20 protein-coding genes are annotated in these 25,207 nt (G+C 64.6%); 8 read left to right on the forward strand and 12 right to left on the reverse strand.

The features are described from left to right. Nucleotides 1-58 precede the first annotated feature (58 nt). Genes Cte04_RS07075 through Cte04_RS07085 form a run of 3 tightly spaced genes read right to left on the reverse strand, consistent with a single transcriptional unit; the run spans nucleotide 59 to nucleotide 5,636 of the window. The gene (locus Cte04_RS07075) at nucleotides 59-1,369 is read right to left on the reverse strand and encodes a TolC family protein (protein WP_066474477.1); all 1,311 of its coding nucleotides are present in this window, start codon (nucleotides 1,367-1,369) and stop codon (nucleotides 59-61) included. Further along, nucleotides 1,347-4,460 (reverse strand): efflux RND transporter permease subunit, encoded by a 3,114-nt coding sequence (locus tag Cte04_RS07080; RefSeq protein WP_066474480.1) that lies wholly within the window; start codon nucleotides 4,458-4,460, stop codon nucleotides 1,347-1,349. The genes Cte04_RS07075 and Cte04_RS07080 overlap by 23 nt, the downstream gene beginning before the upstream one ends. A gap of 21 nt (nucleotides 4,461-4,481) precedes the next feature. Beyond that, a complete protein-coding gene (locus Cte04_RS07085; protein WP_083526546.1) occupies nucleotides 4,482-5,636 on the reverse strand; it encodes an efflux RND transporter periplasmic adaptor subunit in 1,155 nt (384 codons plus the stop codon). A gap of 1,088 nt (nucleotides 5,637-6,724) precedes the next feature. On the opposite strand from Cte04_RS07085, the gene dinG reads away from it, so the two are divergent. Continuing rightward, complete coding sequence (dinG, locus tag Cte04_RS07090; RefSeq protein ID WP_083526547.1) at nucleotides 6,725-8,890, forward strand: ATP-dependent DNA helicase DinG; 2,166 nt, start codon at nucleotides 6,725-6,727, stop codon at nucleotides 8,888-8,890. Nucleotides 8,891-10,301: 1,411 nt separating this feature from the next. On the opposite strand, the gene Cte04_RS07095 is transcribed toward dinG, so the two are convergent. After that, a complete protein-coding gene (locus tag Cte04_RS07095) occupies nucleotides 10,302-10,766 on the reverse strand; it encodes an acyloxyacyl hydrolase (protein ID WP_245633313.1) in 465 nt (154 codons plus the stop codon). Nucleotides 10,767-11,136: 370 nt separating this feature from the next. Continuing rightward, a complete protein-coding gene (locus Cte04_RS07100; RefSeq protein WP_066474486.1) occupies nucleotides 11,137-11,703 on the reverse strand; it encodes a Spy/CpxP family protein refolding chaperone in 567 nt (188 codons plus the stop codon). 259 nt (nucleotides 11,704-11,962) lie between these two features. Here Cte04_RS07100 and Cte04_RS07105 point away from each other — a divergent pair, with 259 nt between their 5' ends. Then, the gene (locus Cte04_RS07105; RefSeq protein WP_066474491.1) at nucleotides 11,963-13,012 is read left to right on the forward strand and encodes a recombination-associated protein RdgC; all 1,050 of its coding nucleotides are present in this window, start codon (nucleotides 11,963-11,965) and stop codon (nucleotides 13,010-13,012) included. Between the two features lie 167 nt (nucleotides 13,013-13,179). Here the strand turns inward: Cte04_RS07105 and Cte04_RS07110 are convergent, their stop codons facing one another. The 3 genes from Cte04_RS07110 to Cte04_RS07120 form a co-directional block, all read right to left on the reverse strand. Then, nucleotides 13,180-14,367, reverse strand: coding sequence for an acetyl-CoA C-acyltransferase family protein (locus Cte04_RS07110; RefSeq protein WP_066474493.1), 1,188 nt, complete (start codon nucleotides 14,365-14,367; stop codon nucleotides 13,180-13,182). Nucleotides 14,368-14,542: 175 nt separating this feature from the next. Further along, nucleotides 14,543-15,037, reverse strand: a complete 495-nt coding sequence (gene cueR, locus Cte04_RS07115) for a Cu(I)-responsive transcriptional regulator (protein WP_066474496.1) — start codon at nucleotides 15,035-15,037, stop codon at nucleotides 14,543-14,545. A gap of 124 nt (nucleotides 15,038-15,161) precedes the next feature. Further along, nucleotides 15,162-15,359 carry a heavy-metal-associated domain-containing protein gene (locus Cte04_RS07120; RefSeq protein ID WP_066474499.1) on the reverse strand — a complete coding sequence of 66 codons (198 nt, stop codon included), beginning with the start codon at nucleotides 15,357-15,359 and terminating at the stop codon, nucleotides 15,162-15,164. Nucleotides 15,360-15,637: 278 nt separating this feature from the next. Here Cte04_RS07120 and Cte04_RS07125 point away from each other — a divergent pair, with 278 nt between their 5' ends. Continuing rightward, on the forward strand, nucleotides 15,638-17,317 hold the full coding sequence (locus tag Cte04_RS07125; protein WP_066474501.1) for a methyl-accepting chemotaxis protein: 1,680 nt from the start codon (nucleotides 15,638-15,640) through the stop codon (nucleotides 17,315-17,317). 133 nt (nucleotides 17,318-17,450) lie between these two features. On the opposite strand, the gene Cte04_RS07130 is transcribed toward Cte04_RS07125, so the two are convergent. The 3 genes from Cte04_RS07130 to Cte04_RS07140 form a co-directional block, all read right to left on the reverse strand. Then, entirely contained in the window at nucleotides 17,451-18,563 is a 1,113-nt protein-coding gene (locus Cte04_RS07130) for an alkene reductase (RefSeq protein ID WP_066474505.1), read from the reverse strand. A gap of 83 nt (nucleotides 18,564-18,646) precedes the next feature. Beyond that, a complete protein-coding gene (gstA, locus tag Cte04_RS07135; RefSeq protein WP_066474507.1) occupies nucleotides 18,647-19,255 on the reverse strand; it encodes a glutathione transferase GstA in 609 nt (202 codons plus the stop codon). A gap of 162 nt (nucleotides 19,256-19,417) precedes the next feature. After that, the gene (locus Cte04_RS07140) at nucleotides 19,418-19,993 is read right to left on the reverse strand and encodes an NADPH-dependent FMN reductase (RefSeq protein WP_066474509.1); all 576 of its coding nucleotides are present in this window, start codon (nucleotides 19,991-19,993) and stop codon (nucleotides 19,418-19,420) included. A 266-nt stretch (nucleotides 19,994-20,259) separates the two neighbouring features. Here Cte04_RS07140 and mnmG point away from each other — a divergent pair, with 266 nt between their 5' ends. Both mnmG and rsmG read left to right on the forward strand, forming a co-directional pair. After that, nucleotides 20,260-22,224, forward strand: coding sequence for a tRNA uridine-5-carboxymethylaminomethyl(34) synthesis enzyme MnmG (mnmG, locus tag Cte04_RS07145; protein WP_066474511.1), 1,965 nt, complete (start codon nucleotides 20,260-20,262; stop codon nucleotides 22,222-22,224). Between the two features lie 59 nt (nucleotides 22,225-22,283). After that, nucleotides 22,284-22,943 (forward strand): 16S rRNA (guanine(527)-N(7))-methyltransferase RsmG, encoded by a 660-nt coding sequence (gene rsmG, locus Cte04_RS07150; RefSeq protein WP_066474513.1) that lies wholly within the window; start codon nucleotides 22,284-22,286, stop codon nucleotides 22,941-22,943. Between the two features lie 3 nt (nucleotides 22,944-22,946). Here rsmG and Cte04_RS07155 read toward each other — a convergent pair whose 3' ends face one another. After that, nucleotides 22,947-23,174: a hypothetical protein gene (locus Cte04_RS07155; RefSeq protein ID WP_157081874.1), complete on the reverse strand. Its 228-nt coding sequence runs from the start codon at nucleotides 23,172-23,174 to the stop codon at nucleotides 22,947-22,949. Between Cte04_RS07155 and Cte04_RS07160 the strand changes: the two genes are divergently transcribed. Genes Cte04_RS07160 through Cte04_RS07170 form a run of 3 tightly spaced genes read left to right on the forward strand, consistent with a single transcriptional unit; the run spans nucleotide 23,164 to nucleotide 25,191 of the window. Further along, nucleotides 23,164-23,778: a LysE family translocator gene (locus tag Cte04_RS07160; RefSeq protein WP_066474516.1), complete on the forward strand. Its 615-nt coding sequence runs from the start codon at nucleotides 23,164-23,166 to the stop codon at nucleotides 23,776-23,778. The two genes, Cte04_RS07155 and Cte04_RS07160, sit on opposite strands and share 11 nt — an antisense overlap. Nucleotides 23,779-23,790: 12 nt before the next feature. After that, on the forward strand, nucleotides 23,791-24,561 hold the full coding sequence (locus Cte04_RS07165; RefSeq protein WP_066474525.1) for a ParA family protein: 771 nt from the start codon (nucleotides 23,791-23,793) through the stop codon (nucleotides 24,559-24,561). 51 nt (nucleotides 24,562-24,612) lie between these two features. Next, complete coding sequence (locus Cte04_RS07170; RefSeq protein ID WP_066474527.1) at nucleotides 24,613-25,191, forward strand: RBBP9/YdeN family alpha/beta hydrolase; 579 nt, start codon at nucleotides 24,613-24,615, stop codon at nucleotides 25,189-25,191. Nucleotides 25,192-25,207: the final 16 nt, after the last annotated feature.

A 25,207-nucleotide genomic window follows, 5' to 3' on the forward strand; every position in this document is an offset into this window, starting at 1 on the left:
TCTGCAGCCGGTGTTGCGGGAGATGGCGTGGGAACGGCCTCCATCTCCATGCTCCGCATCAGGGCCGGATCTGCGGCAGGTCGCCGCTGGCCAGGCGCACTTCCCATTCGGCGTCCAGCATGTCCTTGACCAGCTCCAGGTGCTCGAGGCGGTGCTCGGTGATGGAGCCCAGGGCATCGATCAACTCCAGGATGCTGCCCTTGCCCAGCTGGTAGGCGTCCTGCGCCATCTGGTGCAGCGGCGCGATCTGCGCCAGCCCTTCCTTTTCGTAGTCCTGCACGGCATTGCGGCGCAGGGCCAGCTGCTGCATGGCGCGCTGCAGCTCGCCCTGGGCGGCCAGCACGGCGGCATCGCGGCGCAGCTCGGCCTGGTCGGCCTCCACCTTGGCGCGGTCGATATGACCCTGGCGGCGGTCGAACAGCGGGATCTCCACGTTCACGCCGATCTGGTTGTAGCTGCCGTCGAAGCTGTTGCGGATGCGGGCAATGCCCACCGTGGGCGTGGGCAGGGCCTCGCGCTGCTCCAGCGCGATCCTGTGCCGCGCCTGGTCCAGTTCGGCCTGGGCCGCGCGCACGCTGGGCAGGCGCTGCTGCGCCATGTCCCACAGGCGGTCGTAGCGCGGCTGCATGGTTTCGGCCGTGGCCTGCAGGCTGCCCGCCGCACGTGCCGGCCACTGCGGCAGCGCGGCAATGGCCGAGACCTTGGCCATGGCGTCGACCAGCTCGGCCTGGGCCTTGCTGACCTGCATGGACATCTGGGCCTGCTGCAGGTTCAGGCGCGCGCCATCGTAGCGGCTGCGCGTGCCGGCCTCGATCTGGCCCTTGACGATGCGGCCGGCCTTGTTGAGTTCATCCTGAGCGCCCTGCCAGACCTTGAGGCGCTGCTGGGCGATCAGCAGCTCGTTGAACGCATGGGCGGCATCGCTCAGCGTGGTGGCCGTGGCCACGTCCGCATTGGCGGCCGCGGCGATCTCTCCCCTGCGTGCGTTTTCGATGCGCATGCCGCGCTGGCCGAAGATGGGCAGCGGCTGCTCTATGCCCCATTCCTTCTCGTCGCGCTTGTGGCTGTAGTGCACCGAGGGATTCGGAAAAGCCGCGGCCGTGCGGCTGTCGGCCTTGGCCAGGCCGATCTGCAGGCGCTCCGCCGCCAGGTTGGGCTGGTTCTGCACCACCAGGCGCAGGTATTCCTCCAGCGTCACCGGCTGCACGGGCGCCGCCACGGGCTTGGTAGGCGCAGGCTGCACGGCAGGGGTGGCGGGCGCTGCAGTCTGGGCCTGGGCCCAGGCCTGTCCGCAACCCAGCGCGGCGGCCAGCGCGGCGGCCAGCACCGGCGCAGCGGCCGGCCGCTTATTCATCTTGCGCGCGTTCATCACGTTCTTCCTGCGTCAACATATTCTTGGGGCCCATCAGGGCATACAGCACGGGCAGCAGCACCAGGGCCACCAGCGGCAGCACCACCATGCCGCCCACGATCACCGAGGCAAAGGGCTTTTGCGTCTCGCTGCCCACGCCCGTGGACAGCGCCATGGGCAGCAGGCCCAGCAGCGCCAGCAGCGCCACCAGCAGGATGGAGCGCATGCGCTCGGCCGTGCCCGCAATCAGGGCCTCCATGAGCGGCATGCCCTGGCGGCGCAGTTCCTCCACCGCCGAGATCACCAGCAGGCCTGCCAGCGCCACCTGGCCCAGCAGCGCGATGAAGCCGATGGCGGCGCTGATGGACAGCTCGATCTGCGCCAGGTGCAGGGCCGCGATGCCGCCCACCATGGCGAACGGCGCGCATAGCAGGATGATGCCGGCGCTGCGCGCCTGCCCCAGCGCGCCGAACAGCAGCGCATAGACGATGAGCAGCGACAGCGGCACCACCACCTTCAGGCGCGCGGCGGCGCGCTGCTGGTTCTCCCACTCTCCGCCCCAGACGGCCTGGTAGCCCTCGGGCAGCTGCACATTGGCCTTGAAGGTGGCCAGCGTGTCCTTGACCACGGAGCCGATGTCGCGCCCTTCCACGTTGAACTTGAGCGCCATGTAGCGCGCATTGCCCTCGCGGAAGATGGAGGAGTTGCCGATCTTGATGCTGACCGTGCCCACGGAATGCAGGGGGACGGAGCCGCCGTCGGGCAATGGAATGGCGATGTTGCGAATGCGCTCCTCGTCCATGCGGTCCACATAGGGCAGCCGCACGCGCACGGGCACGGGGAATTCGCCCTCCCACAGCGTGGTGGCCACGTTGCCGGCCAGGGCGACGCCCAGGCTCTTCTGCGCGGTTTCCATGGCGATGCCCTGGCGCGCCAGGGCCTGGCGGTCGAACTCCACATGCACCTGGGGTGCGGGCGCATCGCGGTACAGGCCGAGGTCGACCACGCCGTCGATCTTGCCGACCAGGCTCACGGTTTGCTCAAGGATGGCGCGCAGCTTGGGTATCTCGGGGCCGAACACCTTGAGCACCACCTGGCCGCGCGCGCCGGAAGTGGATTCCTCCACGCTGTCGCGGATGGGCTGGGCGAAGTTGAAGGCCACGCCGGGAATCTCGCTCAGGGTGGCGCGCATCTGCTCGATCAGCGCGGGCTTGTCCAGGCCCTTGCGCCATTCGCCATGGGGCTTGAGGCGCACCAGCACCTTGGCCAGGTTCAGGGTCTCGTTGTCCGTGCCGGATTCGGGGCGGCCCTGCTCGGTGGTGACCGAGATCACCTCGGGGAAGACCTTGAGGCGCAAGCGCACGTCGCGCAGCACTTCCTGGCCCTTTTCCAGCGAGATGGAAGCCGGCATCTGCACCAGCACATAGGCATCACCCTCGTCGAGCTCGGGCAGGAATTCCGTGCCCAGCCACTTGGCGGAAACGCCCGCGACCAGCAGCACGGCGGTGAAGGCCGCGATCACCGCGAAGCGCTTCCGGCCCGCGCCCAACACGCCGGCGATCCAGTGCTGGTAGCCATGCTCGGCGCGTTCGAAGACCTTGGGCTCCTCCACCATCACATGCTTAGGTTTGAGGAACAGCGCACACAGCGCCGGCACCAGGCCCATGGCAAAGACCAGCGCGCCCAGCAGCGCAAAGCTGTAGGTCATGGCCAGCGGACGGAAGATGCGGCCCTCGATGCTCTGCAGCGAGAACACCGGGATCAGCGCCGCGATCACGATGGCCATGGCGAACAACGTGGGCTTGGCCACGGCCACGGCCGAGTCCACGATGATGTGGCGCATGTCGTTGGCCGTCTGTGGCCGGCGATGGCGCGCGTTGCGGATGATGTTCTCGGCCAGCACCACGGCGCCGTCCACCATGATGCCGAAGTCGATGGCGCCCATGGAGATCAGGTTGGCCGGCATGCCCAGCCAGTGCAGGCCGATGAAGGCCACCAGCAGCGACAGCGGGATCACCGTGGCCACGATCAGCGAGCCGCGCAGGCTGCGCAGGAACAGCCACAGCAGGCCCACGATCAGGGTGGCGCCGAACAGCAGGTTGTGCTGCACGGTCTTGAGCGTATGGCCCACGAGGTCGGAGCGGTCATAGTTGGTGACCATCTTCATGCCGTCGGGCAGGCCGCCGCTGTTGAGCTGCTCGACCTTGGCATGGATGTTGTCCAGCACCACGGAGGGGTTCTCGCCGCGCTTGAGCAGCACGATGCCCTGCACCACGTCGTCATGCTCGTCCATGCCCACCGAGCCCTGGCGCGGCGTGTGCGACTGCACCACGCGCGCCACGTCGCCGATGGTCACGGGCGCCTTGCCGCGCATGGCCACCACCACTTCCTGCATCTCCTGCGGAGTGCGCAGCAGGCCGATGCCGCGGATGATGAGCGACTGCTCGCCGCGGCGCATCAGGCCACCGCCCACGTTGCGGTTGGACTTGGCCAGCGCCTCGCTCACATCGTCCAGCGACAGGCCCAGGCGGTAGAGTTTTTCAGGGTCGACCTCGACATGGAATTCCTTGACGAAGCCGCCGATGCTCACCACGTCGGCCACGCCCTGCACCTGCTTGAGCACGCGCACCACGCGCCATTCCTGCTCGGTGCGCAGCTGCGCCAGCGTGTGCTTGTCGCTTTGCAGGCGGTAGTAGAAGATCTTGCCTAGCGGCGTGTAGTCGGGCGCCATCTCGGGCGTAACGCCATCGGGCAGGTCGGCCTGCGGCAGGCGCTGGGCGACCAATGCGCGCGCCGTGAAGCTCTGGGCCTCGTCGTTGAAGACGAGGTTGATCATGGACAGGCCGAAATAGCTTTCCGAACGCAGCGAGACCAGCCCCGGCGTGCCGTTGAGCTCGCGCTCCAGCGGCTGGGTGATCTGGCGCTCCACCTCCTCGGGCGCCAGGCCCGGCGCCTGGGCAATCACACCCACCTGCACGTTGGTCACGTCAGGATAGGCTTCGATGGCGGTTTGCAGGTACGAATAGATGCCGTACAGCGCAATGGCCAGGGTGGCGCAAAGAGCCACCAGGCGCCTGTGCACGACAAACGCAATGAATGAACGCAGCATGGCTATGGACTCCCGCTGCGCTTAAAGCAGCTGGCTGGCAGCACCGTCCAGCAGCAGGCCGCCACGCACCACGATCTTCTCGCCTACCTTGAGGCCCGAGATCACCGGCACCATGCCGCGCGCCGGGCGGCCCAGGGTCACGGTGCGCGCCTCGAACTGGTTGTTCTCGCGCTGCACGAAGACCACGCTGCGGCTTTCGTCCTTGATCAGCACGGCCGTGACGGGAATCAGCATCTCCTGCTGGTTGGACAGCTGCACGCCCACGCGCGCCTGCATGCCGGGGCGCAGAGCCGGATTCTGCTCGGCCAGCTCCACGATCACCGCGGCACGGCGCGACTCCTTGTCCAGCGTGGCGCCCAGATGGCGCACCGTGCCCTTGAGCGGGCGCGGTAGCTGGGGAATCTCCACCTGCACGGGACTGCCCAGGCGGATGCCGGGCAGGTCGCTTTCGAACACTTCGGCCACGATGTTCATGGCCTGCGGATCGCCCACCATGAACAGCGCGGTGCTGGGTTCCACCGCATCCCCCACGACGGCCTTGCGCTCGGCGACGATGCCGGCGCGCGGCGCGCGCAGCACGATGCGGTCGCCCTCGCCCGGGCCCAGCAGCGCCGCCGTGCCCTGGGCGCGCGAGAGCTCCTGCGAAGTCTCGCGCAGCTTGGCCTGGGCGGCCCGCAGATCCACCTCGACGCCCACGCCCTTGTCCACCATGTTCTGGTGGCGCTGAGCCTCCACCGCGGCCACGTCATGGGCCGTGCGGGCCGCTGCCACCTCGTAGCGGGCACGCAGGGCATCGGGGCTGACCAGGGTGGCCAGCACATCGCCGGCCTTGACCATGTCGCCCACATGCGCGCTCACATTGACCACGCGCGCCGACACCGGCACCGATACGGAAGCCACACGGTCCTCCACGAAGGCCACATGCGCAGGCGCCCAGGCCATCTGCACGCCCTGCGGGTCGGCCACGGGCGCGATCTCCAGCATCTTCAGGGACTCGGGCTTGAGCTGCACCATCCCCTTGGGCAGCTGGGCCACCGGCTTGCCCGGCTCGCCGGCATCCTTGGCGGCCTTGGAGTCATTGCAGCCGGCCAGCAGAACGGAAACGGCCAGGGCCACGCTGCCCAACCACACAGGTATATGCGCAGTCTTGGACAGCACCGCGATTCTTTGCTTCATCTTTCACCCTCACACACACGGCTTGCGCAACCCAGGCTCAAGCAAGACGCTCGCGCTTCGGAACGCCCCTGGGCACATTCCCTGTTTGCGCAAGCCCCAAAACATCCAGGCGGGAGCGAAAAACGGCCTCGCCGTCGACTCCTGCGACGGGGCCATGCTAGGAAAGAGCCCTGGCTGCAGGGGTGACGCATTGATTACCGTTTGGTAAGGATTGCCGGCCAAGCATGTACCGCGGCCGCGCATCCCTTTCGCTCTGGCGCACGAACGGCAAACATCAACTGTATGAAATGACAGTTGCCTGCCTTCAGCTTCCACTCAATCGTAATTTTTCATACAAAACCGTTCCAGACCCGCTTCCTGACCACTTTTGGGACGGTTTGAGCGAGCCTTGCGCTTCATCCAAAAAATTCAATAAAAATCGCATTTTTTCTATTCATAGCAACAGAAGTTAGCTATAAATAAGATAGCAATCAAAAATTGAAAATATGGCAGCTAGCACATTTCCAGGCATGAATTGGGCTTGTCCCAGGATCAGGGGCACCCATGTCCCGCCTTCATGCCATATGAGCGCATGCAGAAAAGTGCATATCGGAAAAATGCAAGAAATGACAACCCTGTGGATAAATCTGCGGCTTCTTGCTTCATGATCCATCCAACCAACTAAAGACACTTATTCACAGGCTTGGGCATCATCTTCACCCAACAAAAAAAATCGGCAACACCAAAATCCAAAGATTCACAAATAAATAACAACCACCTGAAGAATCCATCAACAAACATGTGCACAGACTTGCGCACAACATCCAAACACATCAAGGCAGAGCGGATCATGTGGATAAGCACCACAGCATGCTGCCCTGGCCATCCACAATTACAATGAACAACTCCTTGGGATCTGGTGGATAACATACAGGCAGCCGAACGCTTGCAGACAAGATAGGACGGTACTTTGTAGCTTGTAAAAAATGTGAACGACCAGTTTTGTAAGCTGTATTTCATAAGAAAAGCAGCTTATTTGATACATATCCCTGTACGAATATTTATAAAACGCAGTCGCTCAGCGTCCTTGCGTGCCGAAAAACGCTGAAATGCATGAAAAAAAGTGGGCTCAGGATGCCCTGAATTCCTTTGATGCGGTGGTCGGAGCCATGCCGGGGTTCCGCAATCGCGAAGGACAGCGAAAAATGGCGGCCCGGGTCGCCCAGACCCTGAGCCAGGCCCAGCTCGGAAAAGTGGATGAAGGCGATCCCGAACCCCGGCGTTCCATTGCCGTCGTGCAGGCCGGCACCGGCGTGGGCAAATCGCTGGCGTACAGCATTCCGGCCATCAGCATGGCCTTGTCGCGTGGTACCCGGGTGCTGATTTCCACGGCCACCGTGGCCCTGCAGGAGCAGCTGGTCAACAAGGATCTGCCCGCCCTGGCCCAGCAGCTCGACCAGCCCTTCAAGTTCGCCTTGGCCAAGGGCCGGGGCCGCTTCGTCTGCAAGCTCAAGCTGGAGCGCCTGGCCAGCACCGGCGAAGCCCAGGACGAGATGGACGACCTGTTCGGCGAGGAAGAGGCACAGGCCCGCATGGCCCGCCCCCGCCACGAACTGGAGGCCCGCATCCAGTTCTACAGATCCATGGCCGATGCCCTCGCCACCCAGGCCTGGAACGGCGACCGCGACATGCTGGAAACGCCGCCCGAAGCCGAGGCCTGGAGTCCCGTGGCCGCGGAATCGGCCTCGTGCACGGGCAAGCACTGCCCGGCATTCAGCCAATGCGTCTACTACGAGCGCCGCAAGGACCTTGTGGCCGCCCAGGTCATCGTGGCCAACCACGATCTGCTGCTGTCGTCCCTGGGCTCCAAGCTGCTGCCGGAGCTGGACAACTGCCTTCTGGTGCTCGATGAAGCCCATCACCTGCCCTCCACGGCCCTGGACCAGTTCGCGGGCGAAATGGACCTGAGCCGCCTCACCTGGATCGACAAGCTGGCCAGCCGCGCCCTGCGCGTGAACACGGTAGCCGAGGTGGAGGAACTGGCCGACGTGCCCCAACATGCCGGCCAGCTGCGCCAGCAGCTGCAGGAACTGGCCCGCCTGGTGATGGCGCACTATGGGGACGCCCTGAAGTCCCAGAAGGACAGTTACGGCCCGGCCCGCGTGCGCGTTCCGCGCGGCGTGCTGCCCGAGGACCTGCTGGAGCCCCTGGGCCTGATCGCCCACCATGCGGACCGCTTCCTGGACGCTCTGCGCGCGGTGTCCAAGGCGCTGAGAGCCGAAATCAAGGACAAGCCCGAAGAATCCCGCAGGCTTTCCACCATCTATGCACAGGTTGGCGCACTGGCGCCCCGGCTGGAATCCATCTTCGACACCACGCAGTTGCTGCTGCAGCAAGCTCCTGAAGATGACGACAGAAAAACCATCCCCAACGCAAAATGGTTCACGTTGGAGACAGATGGCGAGTACATAGTGGTCAAGGCCCATGCCAGCCCGATACAGCCCGGAGCCACCCTGCGCCAGCATCTGTGGTCGCAGGTGCGCGGTGCGGTGCTGACATCGGCCACACTGACCAGCTGTGGACAATTCGACTTCTTCCTGCGCGAGTCCGGCCTGGCCAGCGATGCCTCGGTGACCACGCTGGAGGTCCCCAGCCCCTTCGACTATGCCCGCCAAGGCACTCTGGTGGCCCGCGAGACGGCCGCAGACCCGCGAGAAGCCGCCCGCTTCACCGAAGAGATGGTCGAGGCTCTATTGACCGATCTGAGCCGCGTACAGGCGGGTGCGCTGGTCTTGTTTACCTCCAGGGAGCAGATGCGCCAGGCGGTGGATGCCTTGTCCACCGCCATGCGCTCGCAGGTGCTGGTGCAGACCGCCCTGCCCCGCCCCACGCTGCTGGCCCGCCACCGCGACGCCGTCGCGCTCGGGGAGCCTTCCATCATCTTTGGCATGCAGTCCTTTGGCGAAGGCCTGGACCTGCCCGGGGCGCTGTGCGAATCCCTGTTCATCACCAAGCTGCCGTTCGCCCCGCCCGACGATCCCGTGGGCGAAGCACGGGCCGAGTGGCTGCGCAGCAGCGGCCGCAACCCCTTCAACGAGCTGGTGGTGCCCGCCACTGCCATACGGCTGGCCCAGTGGGTGGGACGCGCCATACGCACGGAGGAAGACCGTGCCCATGTCTACTGCTATGACCGACGCCTGGTGGCCACCAGCTACGGCCAGCAGCTGATCAAGGGCCTGCCGCCCTTCACCCTTCAGCGCCAGGCCGTGCGCTAAACCCCGCCGAACCGGACACAGTGCCACAGTTGGCCACTTCCGGCAGGCCGGGTTGTGGAAAACATTGCCCAACCGGGTCGGCCGGACCGATGGGCTTTTGTTGCACCGTTTTCGCCTCCGCTGCATGCCCGTGCTCTGCTGAACCGGTTCTGTTTCGGACGGTTCGTTGCCAGAAGACAGTCCGCCGTACTGCTGCCCGTCCTTGCCGCGGCAGGCGAACATCCGTCCGGCCTGCTTGAGGCCGCTCTCCGTGAATAAAAAAACCAGCAAAAACAGCGGTTTGCTGGATCGATTTCCTTGCTGCCTCCTCATGCAGAGCCCGGCAGCCGCCCTCGCTTGCCAGGCGTTGAAAATCCATTGAAATTTTTTGAATGATTTTTCCCGGAACTGCGGGATGCAGAGGCAGCCGACTGGCCTCCAGGAACAGTCCTGCTTACACACAGGTGTGCAGAACATTCTGTGGATAAATTCCCTTTCAAACGCTTTTCCAGCTGCATTTATCCCCAGCTCTGGAAGAGCGAGCCGCGCATCTTACGCCACTTTTCCCTGCAGCGGCGCGTGTATTCCGCTGGAGCCGGATTTTTTCCGCAGTTCATGTCGACAAACGCAGCAGAACACCCTCGTGCCGATCCGGAAAAACAAGGAAGACCGAACTTGGCCCCGGTTGTTCTTTGGAAGTTTTATAAAAAAATAGTCGTAGTAGTAAAGGTCGCTCCAGGCTGTTGATAACTTGAAAAAATATATAAAAATCAAGGAAATTCCTCGAGGATAACGATGTGCATGGACATGCTTTGCCGCTGTCCTGCTGGAATGAACAAGTCTGGCTGAATGGTTCTTTCTGTGCACAAGTAAAAATTTCTTGCGCACTTGTCCACAGTTTTCCACGACAAGGAATTTTTATAGGTATCTCCATGAATCCATTGAAAAACAAAAGTTTTTAGCTCACTTTTTTATAGTGAACAAGGATTGAAAAGGTTCTTCTACACCTGCATGGCGCTGTCTGTGTCCATGCATGCGGGCGTTTTCCAGTGATCTGAAGAACGCTTTTTTTATTCAACGCAGCGGAATGGCTGTGAAAAATGCGTCCTTGGTTGTTATTCCTAGACTTAGTTTTTTAATTAGTAGTAATAGTAAGTGATCCACTTAAGTGTTGATAAGTGTTAAAACATATTAAAAATCAATAACTTGTGTTGACGTTAAACATGTGTCTGAAGGCCTGTTGCCGCTGTCCTCGTTTTGGGTACAACTTGGGGCGGCGGCCACGGCTTGTGGAAAACGTCAAAGATCCATGTTTTTTATCACCATGTTTTTCCACAGGTGCATGCGGGCAAAAAAAAGCCACCCTGTCGCGGGTGGCTGGTATGGAAGTGGCCTGCCTGCCTAGGCCGGCCCGGCGGCCGAAGTCGGCGGCCTAGAAATGGCGCACATAGCGCAGCTGCAGAAAGTTCTCTCCCGGATTGGGTTCCTTGATGCCTGCGTTGGAAAGATGCTCGAGGCGCAGGCTGACCTCGTTCCTCAGTTGCTCGCCGAACAGATAGCCCACACCGATATGGGTGGCAAAGTTGAAGCGCGTGGAGAATTCCTTGTGGTCGGTGATGTAGCGGCGGTTGGTGGCGTAGCTCACGCCTATGCCGGCCTCCGCAAACCAGGGGGACTGGCCCTGGTCGGGGCGCCAGCGCAGCGTGGGCTTGGCGCCGAGGACCCAGGTCGAGCGGTTGCTGCCTTCGTATCTGGCGGACCAGTGGCTGCCCCAGATGTCCCAGTAGCCGGTGACCAGGCCGCCGCCCAGGCGGTAGCTCCACTGGCTCCAGGGAATGGTGGCGCCCAGGGTCCAGCTGTCCGTGCCATGCTCCGCCGCGCCGTACTGCAGGTACATGCCGGGATTGTTTTGTGAACTACCCGGTATGTTCTGTGCAAAACTGTCTGTGCTGACCAGCATTGCCAGCACGGCAATCGCATATCCCCCGTGAAATTTTCGTTTTTGCATGGTAACTGCCCCTTAAGTGACGTGAACTTCGCAGTCTGCCCGATGGGTTGGGATGGCGCTGCGGCAACGCCGGTTTCTGGCAAGCTGTGTATATCACTGTAGTAATAAATCCTGCTGGAGATGTCGGCAGGGGCAGGGGACCGCAGTCAGCAAAAGCTGAATCCTGGAAGCCCCGGGGAAGAGGCGGGGGCAAGCTGCAGCAGCAAAAAAGCCCCCGGCCTGTGCAGGCCGGGGGCTTTGGCGTTCAGCGCAGCTGTGCTTATTGGGCGGCAGGAGCCGATGCCGGTGCAGCCGGGCGTTCGTGCCCGGGCTTGCCGCCATGCGGTCCATGGTGCGGGCGGGGGCCATGGTGCATGCGCAGGGTTTCGGCATCGAAGGTCTTTTGCTGCTCGGCCGTCAGCTGGGCATAGAAGGCCTTGGTGGCTTGCGCGCGGCGATCCATCTCGGCATTGCGGTGTTCGCGCATTTCACGCATCTTGTCGATGCGCTGGGGAGTCGTGAGCTTGGCAAAGGCTTCGCGGTCCATGCGGGCAGGGCGTTCGCCGGGCTTCATGGCGGCGGCGTAGGTGTTCCAGGCGGATTCCTGGGCCGGGGTCAGCTTCAGGTCGGCCTTGAGCTTGGCGATGCGCTGCTGCATGTGCTCCATGCGTTCGGCGCGCCTGTCTTCCATATTGCCCTGGCCATGCTTGTGCTGGGGCGCTGCCTGGGCGGTTGCCGCGGCGGGGGCTGCGGGCGCCGTAGTCTGGGCGAAACTGGGCAGGCTCAGCGAGGCGAGCAGGGCGGAGGCGATGGCTGCGCTGGTGAGCGTCTTGTGAAAGCGGGTCATGCCGGGTTCCTTTCTTGCGAAGTGGATGAAGGGCCGCTCGGTGTTGCTCCAGTGTGGGCATCCGGCAGCGGATGACTGAAGTGTGGGGTGCCCATGTTTCTGCGGCGTGTGGTTTTGCAGCCGGTCTGTAAAGTATTACGAACGGGTTCTTTAGTTGCTGCGCACAATGGCCGCTGTGGACGTTGGGCGCATGCCCGTGTTTTGTGTCCGGTCCGGGGCGCCGAGAGGGCGACCGGCCGATGAGTCGAAAAGGTTTTTGATGTTCAAAAACATGATTGTTTATCGCATTGCCGAAGGATGGCAAAGCGATCTGCAGGTGCTGGAGGAGGCGTTGAGCAAGACGCCGTTTGCCGAGTGCGGCGCAACCCAGGAGCGCAGCGCCGGCTGGGTGCCGCCGCGCGGCGAGCAGCACGGGCCGCTGGCCGAGAGCGTGGCGGGCCAGTGGGTGCTGCGCTTCATGACCGAGGCCAAGATGCTGCCGGCCAGCGTGCTCAACCGCAAGGTCAACGAGAAGGCCGAGCACATCGAGAAAACCGAAGGCCGCAAGCCCGGCAAGAAGGAAAAGAAGGAACTCAAGGACGAGGCCAAGCTGGACCTGCTGCCCATGGCCTTCACCAAGCAGGGCAGCATGTGGGTGTGGATCGATCCGCAGGCCCGCACGCTGGTGCTGGACACCGGCAGCCAGGCGCGTGCCGACGAGGTGGTGAGCCTGCTGGTGGAAGGCCTGCCGGGCTTCGCGCTGGCCCTGGTCGATACCCAGACCAGCCCGCAGGCGGCCATGGCGCACTGGCTGATGACGCAGGAACCGCCGGCCGGCTTCAGCGTGGACCGCGAGTGCGAACTCAAGGCCGCGGACGAATCCAAGGCCGTGGTGCGCTATGCGCGCCATCCGCTCGACATCGACGAGGTGCGCCAGCACATCGAGCACGGCAAGCTGCCGACCAAGCTGGCCATGACCTGGGACGACCGCGTGAGCTTTGTGCTCACCGAGGGCCTGCAGATCAAGAAGATCGCGCTGCTCGACGCGGTGATGGACGGGCAGTCCCGGGACGATGGCGGTTTCGATACCGATGTGGCCATTGCCACGGGCGAGCTGTCGCGCCTGATTCCGGATCTGATCGAGGCGCTGGGCGGGGAAGGGCGCACGGGCTTGGGCGCTGGTCTGCCTGCCGCCTTGCAGGACCGCGCGCAGGCATCTGAAACGCTGCCTGTGCGCCTGGCGCAGGCCGGCAAGGGGACAGGCAGGGTGGCCCTGACCGGGCCCGCTGCAGCGCCTGTGGACACGGCGCCCGAGGAAGCGCCGTTCTGAGCGGTATTGCGCTATGTAAATCGAAGCTATTGACGCTTGCCGGCAAACGATCTGGTGCTTTATGAATACTGAGATTGTTTGCTAACAGGCGCCAGCCGCTATCAAAAACAAAGGCCTGTCCGGCATGAGCCGGCAGGCCTTTGCTGATGGAGCGTTCAACCGATCGATCAGACGCGCTCGAAGATGGCGGCAATGCCCTGGCCGCCGCCGATGCACATGGTCACCAGCGCATAGCGGCCGCCCGTGCGCTGCAGCTCGGCAATGGCCTTGGTGGTGATGATGGCGCCTGTGGCGCCCACAGGATGGCCCAGCGAGATGCCCGAGCCGTTGGGATTGACCTTGGCCGGATCCAGGCCCAGTTGCTGGATGACGGCGCAGGCCTGGGCGGCAAAGGCTTCGTTGGCTTCGATGACGTCCATGTCGTCGATCTTCAGGCCGGTGCGCTGCAGCACCTTCTGCGTGGCCGGAACCGGGCCTATGCCCATGTAGGCCGGCTCCACGCCGGCGTGGGCATAGCCGACCAGGCGCGCCAGCGGCTTGAGGCCCAGCGCGCCCACGCGGTCGCCGGCGGCCAGCAGCACGGCCGCTGCGCCGTCGTTGATGCCCGAGGCATTGCCGGCCGTCACCGTGCCGCCTTCCTTCCTGAACGCAGGCTTCATGCCGGCCAGGGTTTCGAGCGTGGTGTTGCCGCGCACATGCTCGTCGGTGTCGAACAGCACCGTGCCCTTGCGCGTGGCGATCTCCACGGGGACGATCTGTTCCTTGAAGCGGCCGGCCTCGATGGCCGCGGCGGCGCGCTGCTGGCTGATCACGGCCAGCTCATCCTGCATGTCGCGGCTGATCTTGTAGCGTTCGGCCACATTCTCGGCCGTGATGCCCATGTGCATCTTCTGCCAGGGGTCGTGCAGTATGCCCAGCATGTAGTCGATGCTCTTGGCGTCGCCCATGCGCGCGCCCCAGCGCGAGGCCTGGTCGAAGTAGGGGCCGCGGCTCATGGATTCGGAGCCGGCACCGATGGCCACGTCGCAATCGCCCAGGGCGATGGCCTGGGCCGCCGAGACGATGGCCTGCAGGCCCGAGCCGCACAGGCGGTTGACGTTGAAGGCCGGTGTCTCGATAGGGCAGCCCGCATCGATGGCTGCCACGCGCGAGAGGTAGGCGTCGCGCGTGTCGGTGGGGATCACATTGCCCATGACCACATGGCCGACGGCGTCGGCGGCGATGCCGGCACGCGCGATGGCGGCCTTGACCACGGTGGTGGCCAGCTGGGTATTGGGAACGTCCTTGAGGCTGCCGCCGAAGGTGCCGATGGCCGTGCGGGCGGTGCTGACGACGAAGATGTCTCGGGTGCTCATGCGCTGTGTCTCCTGAAGAAGGGCCGTGCGAGGCGGAAAAGTGCGGCCCGGTGCTTTGCCGGGCGTCGTTCCGGGTCCATTGTGCAGCACAGCAATCGTGAGCGGCTGTCACGGCCGAGCCAGTCCGCCGGCGGGAGCCGGGTTTCACGTGAAACCGCCGTGGTCTGCCCGGATGTCAGGCGCGCGCGGCGGCGCGCTTGCCGCGTCCGCGCGGGGCGGGGGCAGGGGGCGCCGCAGCGGGGGCATCCAGCGGCGTATCGGCGCTGGCCAGGTCGTCGAGGATGGGGCATTCCGGCCGGTCGTCGCCATGGCAGCAGTGGGCCAGGGTCTGCAGCGTGCGCTGCATGGACTGCATGGCGGCAATGCGCTCGGCCAGGGCCGCGATATGGCGCTGGGCGATGGCCTTGACCTGGCTGCTGGCGCGGCCCTGGTCCTGCCACAGGCCCAGCAGCGTGCCGATTTCTTCCATGGAAAAACCCAGGTCCCGGCCGCGGCGGATGAAGCGCAGCGCATGCACGTCGGCCTCGGTGTACTGGCGGTAGCCGCTGTCGGTGCGGTGCACGGGCGGCAGCAGCCCCAGCGATTCGTAATGGCGCACCATGCGCGCCGACACGCCCGCGCGCCGCGCGGCTTCGCCGATGGGGACGGGCCAATGTGAAGAGGTAAGCATGGTGGTTTTCCCCGTGTGAATCGTGATGCCGGGCCCAAGCCAGAGACGCCGAGCAAGAGCCGCCCCGCGGTGGGGGCGCCTAGCCGAAGGCGTCGTCCTCTTTGGGCGAAGCCGCGTCGGCGGCTCAGGGCGTAACCTCGTACCCCTCTTCGGCGATGGCCGTGCTCAGCGCTTCGCGCGGGGCATCGCTTTGCACCTCGACGCGGTGGGCGGACCGGTCGATCTTCACCTGGGCTGCGGCGTCCACGCCCTGCACCGCCTGGGTCACGGCGCGTTCGCAATGGCCGCAGGTCATGCCCTGGACTTCGAAAACATGTTGCATCTGATCACTCCTTGTGGATGGGGCAGGCCGCGGGATGCGGCTCCATGGCTTGGATGATCAACCCTAACACCATGGCAAGGTCAAGCGCCGGGCAAGCCAATTCCCGGGACGGGGTTGATGCAGGACAAACAGCCGGGATTTGGCGTTTTCTGCGGCCGGGAGTGTTGGAGATAAGCATTTCCCGTCATGGAAAAGTCGCGGTTTTTTGACAAACTGAAACAATTTGTGTTTTCTGATGTAAAACGCGCGGTTGGATTCAAAGGATCAGAGGTAGACAGATGAACATGTTGGGAATGATGCGGCGCTTCTCCATACGCACGCGCATGCTGGGCGCGATTGGCGTGGTGATGGTGCTGCTGGGCTTGTTGGGCAGTGCGGGCATGCTGGGCATGTTCCGCATCCAGAGCATGAGCCAGGAGTTTTTGGACAACTCGTACGTCAAGATGGGCTACATGGCCGAACTGCGCACGCAGCTGGGCGCGATACGCGCGCACGAGAAGGACATGATCATCCAGTACGAGCGCGCCGAGGAAGTGCGCAAGGCCTACAACCAGTGGGCCGAGTCCATGGAGAAGGCCAAGGCGGTGCTGGGCCACTTCACGAGCGACGACAACGCGCAGGACGATGCGGTGGCCAAGGGCATCATCACGCGCATCGACAACTACCGCAAATCCTTCGAGCATGTGGCGCGCCAGCTGGAGGCCGGCGGCTACGACTCGGCCACCACGGCCAACCGCATGAGCGGCAAGGCCCTGGCCGAAGTGGCGGAAGCCGAGAAGCTGATGCAGCAGCTGAACCAGCTGTTGCGCGAGCAGTCCGATGCGCTGGCCGCCGCCGAGCGCGATGTGGCCGAGCAGACGCGCTGGATGTTCATCGGTGCCGTGGTGCTGACGCTGGTGGTGGTGGTGCCGCTGACGCTGCTGAACATGCGCTCGATCTGCACGCCGCTCGTTGAGGCACGCCAGATGGCGCTGACCATCGCCAGCGGCGACCTGTCGCAACAGGTGCAAGTCTCGGGCCGCGACGAGCTGGCCGAGCTGCAGCACGCGCTGGAGCAGATGCAACAGGGGCTGAGTGCCATGGTCACGCAGGTGCGCGACGCCAGCGGCAATATCGCCACGGCCAGCCAGGAGATCGCGACCGGCAACCAGGACCTGTCGGCGCGCACCGAGCAGACGGCCAGCAATGTGCAGGAGACGGTGGCTTCGCTGTCCCAGCTCACGGCCACGGTGCAGCAGACGGCATCGTCGTCCCAGCTGGCCAACCAGCTGGCTTCCTCGGCCTCGGGCACGGCCAAGCAGGGCGGCCAGATCGTGAACCAGGCAGTGGTCAGCATGCAGGAGATCTCGGCGTCGAGCCGCAAGATCGGCGACATCATCGGCCTGATCGACTCCATCGCCTTCCAGACCAACATCCTGGCCCTGAATGCGGCCGTGGAGGCAGCCCGCGCAGGCGAGCAGGGCCGCGGCTTCGCCGTGGTGGCGGGCGAGGTGCGCAGCCTGGCCCAGCGGTCGGCCCAGGCCGCCAGCGAGATCAAGGGCCTGATCAACACCAGCGTGCAAGCCGTGGATGTGGGCGTGCGCCAGGTGGAGGACGCGGGCAAGACCATGCAGGCCATTGTGGACAGCGTGCAGCGCGTGGGCGACATCATCGGCGAGATCACGGCCGCCTCCAGCGAACAGTCGCTGGGCATTGGCCAGGTCAACCAGGCCGTGGGCGACATCGACCGCATGACGCAGCAGAATGCCGCGCTGGTGGAGGAGTCGGCTGCCGCGGCCGAGTCCCTGCGCGAGCAGGCGTCGCGGCTGGCGCAGGTGGTCAGCCAGTTTCGCGTGGCAGGCGGCATGCAGGCGCTGCAGCCCGCGCGCCATCCGGGCCTGGCGCCGGCCCGCAGCGCCGTGCGCACTGCGATTGCCGCGCCTGCAAGCCAAGAGCCGCAACTGCTGGAAAACGCCTGACCGGCCACCGGCCAGCAAAAAGCCCGGCAGCGACGATGCTGCCGGGCTTTTTTATCTTGCAGCTACTGAAAACATAGCTGCTGGCGCTTGCCCCTTCAAGGCTGCAGGCGCCATATGCCTTGTTTCACGTGAATCATCCGGCCATGGGGTAGTCGGTATAGCCCCTGGCGCCGCCGCCATAGAACAGCTTGGAGTCCCAGGCGTTCAGCGGCAGATCGTTGCGCAGGCGCCTGACCAGGTCGGGGTTGGAAATGAAGGCCTTGCCGAAGGCCACCACGTCGGCGTATCCGCTTTCCACGGCCTGCATGGCCATGGTCCGGTCGTAGCCGTTGTTGACCATCCAGGCGCCCTGGCCGCCGGCCTTGCGATAGGCGTTCTTGAGCGCGGCGTAATCGAACGGCCGGTCCTCGAGTTCGCGCGGTCCGCCGGTCGAGCCTTCGATGATGTGGATATAGGCCAGGCCCAGCGAAGCCATCTGCCGCACCAGATACTCGAACAGCGGCTGGGGGTCTGCATCCACGATGTCGTTGGCCGGCGTCACGGGCGAGAGCCGGATGCCGACCTTGCCGCCGCCCACGGCATCGGCCACGGCGCGCACGCATTCCAGCACCAGCCGGCAGCGGTTCTCGATGCTGCCGCCGTAGTCGTCGGTACGCTCGTTGGCACCGGTCTTGAGGAACTGGTCCAGCAGATAGCCGTTGGCGCCGTGCAGCTCCACGCCGTCGAAGCCGGCATCCTCCACGGCAGCCCGCGCGGCAGCGGCAAACCCGTGCACGATGCCGGGCAGCTCTTCCTGGCGCAGGGCACGCGGCGCGGAAACCGGCACGAAATGGCCCTGGCCGCTGCCCTCGTCGATCACATAGGTCTTGGACCGGGCTGTGATGGCGGAGGGGCCTACCGGTGCCAGGTTGTCGGGCTGCAGCAGGGTATGGGAGATCCGGCCCACATGCCACAGCTGGGTGACGATGCGTCCTCCCTGGCCGTGGACGGCGGCCGTCACCTTCTTCCAGGCCTGGAGCTGCTCTTCGCTGTACAGGCCCGGCACGTCGGCATAGCCCTGGCCCTGGTGGCTGATGGCCGTGCCTTCGCTGATCAGCAGGCCGGCGCTGGCGCGCTGGCTGTAGTAGGTGGCCATGAGGTCGGTGGGCACTGCATGCGGCGCGCGGTTGCGCGTGAGCGGCGCCATGGCGATGCGGTTGGGCAGCTCCAGCGCGCCGGCGCGGACGGGGTTGAACAAAGAGGTCATCACGGGCTCCTGAAAAAACAAAAGCCCGGAACGCGGGATCGTTCCGGGCCGATATGCCTGTAGGGCGTTGCGCCGGAAACGGCTTACTTGAGCAGGCCTTCGGCCTTCATGGCGGCCTGGACGGCGGGGCGTGCCAGCACGCGCTCGCGGTAGGCGAGGATGTTGGACAGGCCGGAGATGTCCACACCCACGAACTGCGCCCAGCCCGTGACGGTGAACAGATAGGCATCGGCCACGGTGAACTGGTCGCCCATCAGATAGGTCTTGTTGGCCAGCTCGCCGTCCACCCATTGCAGGCGGCCGAGCACGCGCTCGCGCACGGCGGGTTTGTAGTCTTCGGGCGTGGCCGGGTTGAACAGGGGACCGAAGCCCTTGTGCAGCTCGGTGCTGATGAAGTTCAGCCACTCCTGCAGGTGGTAGCGGGCCATGGTGCCGTTGGCAGGCGCCAGGTTCTTCTCTGGCACCTGGTCCGCGAGGTACTGGACGATGGCCGGACCTTCATGCAGGGTGTCGCCGTTGTCCAGCACCAGAAAGGGCACGTAGCCCAGCGGGTTGATGGTGTAGTAGTCCGTCCCGTCCTGCAGCTTGTGGCTCTTGGTGCTGGCCAGGATGGCCTCGTACGGCAGGCCCGCTTCATGCAGCACGATATGCGGGGACAGGGAGCAGGCGCCCGGGCTGTAATAAAGCTTCATAGCGAGTGGCTTCCATTCAGGTAAAAAGACAAGCAGGCATGCTAAACCGTATGCATGCCATCTGCATGCAGGGGCTACTGCAGGCCTGTGTCGGCCTATGCCGGCATCTGCACATGGGTATGCGCCGGCATGGCCGGACGGTGGGCTGGTTGCGGCCGGGCTTCAGGCCAGGCGCCCGGCGGCCCACAGGATCTGCTCCACCAGGGCCTGCATGCCCTGCCGGTTCTGCAGGCGCTGCAGGTTGCCCGCTGCATCGAAGGCTTCCGAGGCCAGGCTGACCGCATGGCTGCGCGGCGCCACCCAGCACTCCAGGTTGAGCAGCAAGGGGGCCAGATGGGACTGCGCGCGCAGTCCGCCCATGCTGCCGGGCGAGGCGCTGGCCATGCCCACCACCTTGCCGCGGAAGGGCAGCACGCCGTCCGACCATTGCGGATCGGCCTTGACCGGGCTCGACGCCCAGTCCAGCGCGTTCTTGAGCAGGGCAGGATAGCTGCCGTTGTACTCGGGGGTGCAGATCAGCCAGGCCGGATGCGCATGCAGCTGCTGCTTGAAGCGGATCACGTCGGCTGGCGTACCCTCGGCCTCCAGGTCGGCGTTGTACAGCGGAATGTCGTAATCCGACAGCTCCAGCACGGTGGGCGTGGCACCCAACTCGCGCGCGATGCCGGCGGCCGCATGGGCCAGCTTGCGGTTGTAGGAATCCCGGCGGGTGCTGCCCGCAAAAATGAGTATCTTCATGCCCGCATTGCAGCACAGCCGGGGCGCAGCTTTCCTGCTTTGGAGAGGGGCGGGGCGTTGTTTCACGTGAAACGCGCATGCGGCCGGCGGCGATGCGCACCGGGGCAACCCCATGCAAGGCATTGTTCGCGCAATGGTGGGAAAATTACGGGTTCCCCCGCAGGGCTCCCCGTTCAAGACACAGGAGGCGGCCCGCCATGAGAGCAGGAGCATGGGTGCTCCGTGCCGGGGGCCAAGGGCCGGGCATGGCCCGGAGAGTCAAGAACATGTTGTACCCACAGGAATTTGATGTGATCGTGGTCGGTGGCGGCCACGCCGGCACCGAGGCCGCGCTGGCTGCTGCGCGCATGGGCTGCAAAACCTTGCTGCTGAGCCACAACATCGAGACCCTGGGCCAGATGAGCTGCAATCCTTCCATCGGCGGCATCGGCAAGGGCCATCTGGTCAAGGAAGTGGATGCGCTGGGGGGCGCCATGGCGCTGGCCACCGACAAGGGCGGCATCCAGTTCCGCATCCTCAACAGCTCCAAGGGCCCGGCCGTGCGCGCCACGCGCGCCCAGGCCGACCGCATTCTCTACAAGGCCGCGATCCGCGACATGCTGGAGAACCAGCCCAATCTGTGGCTGTTCCAGCAGGCGGTGGACGACCTGATGGTGGAGGGCGATCGCGTGGTCGGCGCCGTCACCCAGGTCGGCATCCGCTTCCGGTCGCGCACCGTGGTGCTGACGGCGGGAACCTTCCTCGACGGCAAGATCCATGTGGGCCTGAACAACTATGCGGCCGGACGCGCCGGCGACCCGCCGGCCGTGAGCCTGTCCGGACGCCTCAAGGAACTGAAGCTGCCGCAGGGGCGCCTGAAGACCGGCACGCCCCCGCGCATCGACGGCCGCAGCATCGACTTCAGCCAGTGCGAGGAGCAGCCGGGCGACGGCATGCCGGGGGGCGTGAACGAAGGCCATGTACCCGTGTTCAGCTTCATGGGCAGCACGGCCATGCATCCGCGCCAGGTGCCGTGCTGGATCACGCATACCAATGCGCGCACGCACGAGATCATCCGCAGCGGTTTCGACCGCAGCCCCATGTTCACGGGCAAGATCGAAGGCGTGGGCCCGCGCTACTGCCCCAGCGTGGAAGACAAGATCAACCGCTTTGCCGACAAGGAAAGCCACCAGATCTTCCTCGAGCCCGAAGGCCTGACCACCAACGAGTTCTACCCCAACGGCATCTCGACCAGCCTGCCCTTCGACATCCAGTACGAACTGGTGCGCTCCATGAAGGGGCTGGAGAACGCGCACATCCTGCGCCCCGGCTACGCCATCGAGTACGACTACTTCGATCCGCGCTCGCTCAAGAGCAGCTTCGAGACCAGGCAGATCCAGGGCCTGTTCTTTGCCGGCCAGATCAACGGCACGACAGGCTACGAGGAAGCCGCAGCCCAGGGCCTGTTCGCGGGCCTGAATGCCGCGCTGCAATGCCGCGGCGAAGCTCCCTGGACACCGCGCCGCGACGAGGCCTATCTGGGCGTGCTGGTGGACGACCTGATCACCAAGGGCGTGACCGAGCCCTACCGCATGTTCACCAGCCGCGCCGAGTTCCGCCTGCAGCTGCGCGAGGACAATGCAGACATGCGCCTGACCGAAGTGGGCCGCAGGATGGGCCTGATCGACGATGCGCGCTGGGACGCCTTCAGCCGCAAGCGCGATGCTGTTTCACGTGAAACAGAGCGCCTCAAGTCCACCTGGGTGAATCCGCGCATCGTTTCGGCCGAGGAGTCCGAGCGCGTGCTCGGCAAGGCCATGGAGCGCGAGTACAACCTGTTCGATCTGCTGCGCCGCCCCGGCGTGTCCTACGGAACCCTCATGGGCATGAACGAAGGCCGGTACGCTTCGGCGGACGTGAGCCCCTATGCCCTGGGCGACCTGAGCGAACCGGTGATCGAGCAGGTGGAGATTGCGGCCAAGTACTCGGGCTATATCGACCGCCAGAAGGACGAGGTCCAGCGCGCCGCGCATTTCGAGACGCTGCGCCTTCCGGCCGAACTCGACTACATGCAGGTCACGGCCCTGTCGTTCGAGGTGCGCCAGAAACTGCAGAAGCATCGGCCCGAGACACTGGGCCAGGCTTCGCGCATCTCGGGCGTGACGCCGGCGGCGATTTCGCTGCTCATGGTGCATTTGAAGAAGGGTGGCTTCAAGGGCTTCGCTTCCTCTGCCGAAGAGGCTGCGGCATGAGCCGCCCGGCCGCTCCGAAGGCTCATGGCACCGCAGTCCGTCAGGGCGAAGGTACTCCCGTGAGCGAAGCATTGCGTCCGCAGCTGGAGGCCGGCGTTGCCGCGCTGCAGCTGGAGCTGGTGCCGGCGCAGATCGATGCGCTGATGGCTTTTATCGATCTGCTGCAGAAGTGGAACAAGGTCTACAACCTGACCTCGGTGCGCGATCCGCAGGAGATGCTGACCCACCATCTGCTCGACAGCCTGGCGGCCGTGCCGGCCCTGCTGCGCCATGTGCAGACCTTGCCGGTGGAAGAGGGTGCACGCCTGCCACTGCTGGACGTGGGTTCGGGCGGCGGCCTGCCCGGCGTGGTGTTTGCCATCTGCTGCCCGCAGATCGACGTGAACTGCGTGGACACCGTAGGCAAGAAGGCGGCCTTCATCCAGCAGGTCGCGGCATCGCTGCGCCTGCCCAATCTGCACGGCATCCACAACCGCGTGGAAAACCTGAATACCATGTTCCCGGTCATCAGCTGCCGCGCCTTTGCCTCGCTCGTGGATTTCACGACCTGGTCGCGCAAGGCCTTGGCTGAAGGCGGCATATGGTTTGCGATGAAGGGCAAGCACCCTGAGGAGGAAATGGCCGCGCTGCCTGCCGATGTGCAGGTGTTTCACGTGGAACCCTTGCAGGTGCCGGGCCTGGATGCCGAGCGCTGCGTCGTGTGGATGCGGGCCGCCTGACATTCACTTCATGCCAATGAAAAGGCGCCCGCGTGGCGCTTTTTCATTGCTGCCGGGCCGCCCGAAGGCAACAAGCCGTTTTCTCTGGAGCAGCGGCTGCACGTCAGTGAACAAGCATGTGAGCGGTTTTAATACACCGTGATACGCGGCATCTGCTCCGGATTCATGCACTGGCGACAACCCTCGCATAAACTCCACGTTTTCATCGTGCAGGGTTTGAATGTTCGGCATATCCGATTACGGTGCGTTTGTTGTCGCCATCATCGTCTTTCTGATGATTCCGGGGCCCGGCAATCTTGCACTGATCACGTCTACCGGCAAGGGTGGCATGCGCGCCGGCATGGCGGCCTGCCTGGGCGTGATCGCGGCGGATCAGGTGCTGATGTGGGTGGCGGTGGCCGGCGTTGCCGCGGTGCTGGCGGCCTATCCTGCCGCCTTCCATGCCGTGCAGTGGCTGGGCGCCGTCTACCTGGGCTGGCTGGGCTACAGGCTCTGGACCAGCAAGCCGGGCAGCAGACCTGCCGTCGACATCCTGCCGCGCCACTATTTCCGCCAGGGTGCGCTGATCACCCTGATGAACCCCAAGGCCATCGTGTTCTACATGGCGTTTTTCCCCATGTTCGTGGACCCGGCGCACCACCAGGGCCTGCTCACGTTCGGCGTGATGGCGGCCACCGTGGCCGCGCTCACCTTTCTCTACAGCCTCGTGGTCGTGCTGCTGACCTCGCACCTGGCGGCGCGCCTGCGCGCCAATCCGCGTGTGGTGAGCGCAATGGAGAAAACCGCTGGCGTGTTCCTGATCGGGTTTGGCCTCAAGCTGGCCACGACCTCCTAAACCAAAAATCTCATGGCCAAAATCTTCTGTGTAGCCAATCAAAAAGGTGGCGTGGGCAAGACCACCACCACCGTCAATCTTGCCGCTGGCCTGGCCAAGGTCGGCCAGCGGGTGCTGCTGATCGACCTCGATCCCCAGGGCAATGCGACCATGGGCTCGGGCGTGGACAAGCGGGCGCTGGAGCTGTCGGTCTACGACGTGCTGCTGGAGAACAACAGCATCCAGGAAGCGGCGGTGAATTCCGAGCAGGTGGGCTACCACGTGCTGGGAGCCAACCGCGAGCTGTCGGGCGCGGAGATCGAGCTGGTGACGCTGGAGCACCGCAACGAGCGGCTCAAGAATGCGCTCAAGGCGGTGGATGCCGACTACGATTTCGTGCTCATCGACTGCCCGCCGTCGCTGTCCATGCTCACGCTCAACGGCCTGTGCGCGGCGCACGGCGTCATCGTGCCCATGCAGTGCGAGTACTTCGCGCTCGAAGGCCTGACCGACCTGGTCAACACCATCAAGCAGGTGCATGCCAACATGAATCCGGACCTGCAGATCATCGGCTTGCTGCGCGTGATGTTCGATCCGCGCACCACGCTGCAGCAGCAGGTCAGCGACCAGCTCAAGGAGCATTTCGGCGACAAGGTGTTCGATACCGTGATCCCGCGCAATGTGCGCCTGGCCGAGGCCCCCAGCTATGGCGTGCCCGGCGTGGTGTTCGATGCGTCGGCCAAGGGCAGCAAGGCCTTTGTCGAATTCGCCAAAGAGATGGTGCGCCGCATCAAGAAGATGTGACGTTTCACGTGAAACACCCCGATCAGGCAAAGGCAGAAGGCGTGGGCAGCTATGGAATCCGAAGCATTGCAGGCTGAAGACGTCTGGCTGTTGCCCGGCTGGCAGAACTCGGACGCCGATCATTGGCAAAGCCGTTGGCAGGCCCTGTACGGCTACCGGCGGCTGGAGCAGCACGACTGGCTGCGTCCGCTGCGCGGGGACTGGAGCATACGCCTGCAGGAAACCGTGCTGGATGCGCCGCGGCCCGTGGTCCTGGCGGCGCACAGCCTGGGCTGCGTGCTGGTGGCGTGGTGGGCCGCCCATGCAGCGGCGGGCAACGAGAAGCTCGCCCGCAAGGTGGCCGGTGCGCTGCTGGTGGCTCCGGCCGATACCGAGCAGGACAGCCTGCGTGCCGTGCTGCCGGGCTGGGCGCCGGTAATGATGCAGAAGCTGCCGTTTCCCTCCATCGTGGTGGGCAGCGAGAGCGATCCCTATTGCACGCTGGCGCGCGCCCAGGCCATGGCTCATGCCTGGGGCAGCCGTTTCGTGAACGCGGGTGCCGCCGGTCATATCAACACGGCCAGCGGCCTGGGCAACTGGGGCAGCGGCCATGCGCTGCTGCAAACCTTTCAACCTAGAAATGGCAGTTGACCGCTTGCCTTTTTCA

The organism is Comamonas terrae (assembly GCF_001544075.1).
Classification (GTDB): Bacteria; Pseudomonadota; Gammaproteobacteria; order Burkholderiales; family Burkholderiaceae_C; genus Comamonas; species Comamonas terrae.

Bases quoted from the DNA above. Each gene is read 5' to 3' on its own strand.
- Cte04_RS07075 (WP_066474477.1), bottom strand. From the start codon at position 1,369: ATGAACGCGCGCAAGATGAATAAGCGGCCGGCCGCTGCGCCGGTGCTG.
- Cte04_RS07080 (WP_066474480.1), bottom strand. From the start codon at position 4,460: ATGCTGCGTTCATTCATTGCGTTTGTCGTGCACAGGCGCCTGGTGGCT.
- Cte04_RS07085 (WP_083526546.1), bottom strand. From the start codon at position 5,636: ATGAAGCAAAGAATCGCGGTGCTGTCCAAGACTGCGCATATACCTGTG.
- dinG (WP_083526547.1), top strand. From the start codon at position 6,725: ATGCATGAAAAAAAGTGGGCTCAGGATGCCCTGAATTCCTTTGATGCG.
- Cte04_RS07095 (WP_245633313.1), bottom strand. From the start codon at position 10,766: ATGTACCTGCAGTACGGCGCGGCGGAGCATGGCACGGACAGCTGGACC.
- Cte04_RS07100 (WP_066474486.1), bottom strand. From the start codon at position 11,703: ATGACCCGCTTTCACAAGACGCTCACCAGCGCAGCCATCGCCTCCGCC.
- Cte04_RS07105 (WP_066474491.1), top strand. From the start codon at position 11,963: ATGTTCAAAAACATGATTGTTTATCGCATTGCCGAAGGATGGCAAAGC.
- Cte04_RS07110 (WP_066474493.1), bottom strand. From the start codon at position 14,367: ATGAGCACCCGAGACATCTTCGTCGTCAGCACCGCCCGCACGGCCATC.
- cueR (WP_066474496.1), bottom strand. From the start codon at position 15,037: ATGCTTACCTCTTCACATTGGCCCGTCCCCATCGGCGAAGCCGCGCGG.
- Cte04_RS07120 (WP_066474499.1), bottom strand. From the start codon at position 15,359: ATGCAACATGTTTTCGAAGTCCAGGGCATGACCTGCGGCCATTGCGAA.
- Cte04_RS07125 (WP_066474501.1), top strand. From the start codon at position 15,638: ATGAACATGTTGGGAATGATGCGGCGCTTCTCCATACGCACGCGCATG.
- Cte04_RS07130 (WP_066474505.1), bottom strand. From the start codon at position 18,563: ATGACCTCTTTGTTCAACCCCGTCCGCGCCGGCGCGCTGGAGCTGCCC.
- gstA (WP_066474507.1), bottom strand. From the start codon at position 19,255: ATGAAGCTTTATTACAGCCCGGGCGCCTGCTCCCTGTCCCCGCATATC.
- Cte04_RS07140 (WP_066474509.1), bottom strand. From the start codon at position 19,993: ATGAAGATACTCATTTTTGCGGGCAGCACCCGCCGGGATTCCTACAAC.
- mnmG (WP_066474511.1), top strand. From the start codon at position 20,260: ATGTTGTACCCACAGGAATTTGATGTGATCGTGGTCGGTGGCGGCCAC.
- Cte04_RS07160 (WP_066474516.1), top strand. From the start codon at position 23,164: ATGTTCGGCATATCCGATTACGGTGCGTTTGTTGTCGCCATCATCGTC.
- Cte04_RS07155 (WP_157081874.1), bottom strand. From the start codon at position 23,174: ATGCCGAACATTCAAACCCTGCACGATGAAAACGTGGAGTTTATGCGA.
- Cte04_RS07165 (WP_066474525.1), top strand. From the start codon at position 23,791: ATGGCCAAAATCTTCTGTGTAGCCAATCAAAAAGGTGGCGTGGGCAAG.
- Cte04_RS07170 (WP_066474527.1), top strand. From the start codon at position 24,613: ATGGAATCCGAAGCATTGCAGGCTGAAGACGTCTGGCTGTTGCCCGGC.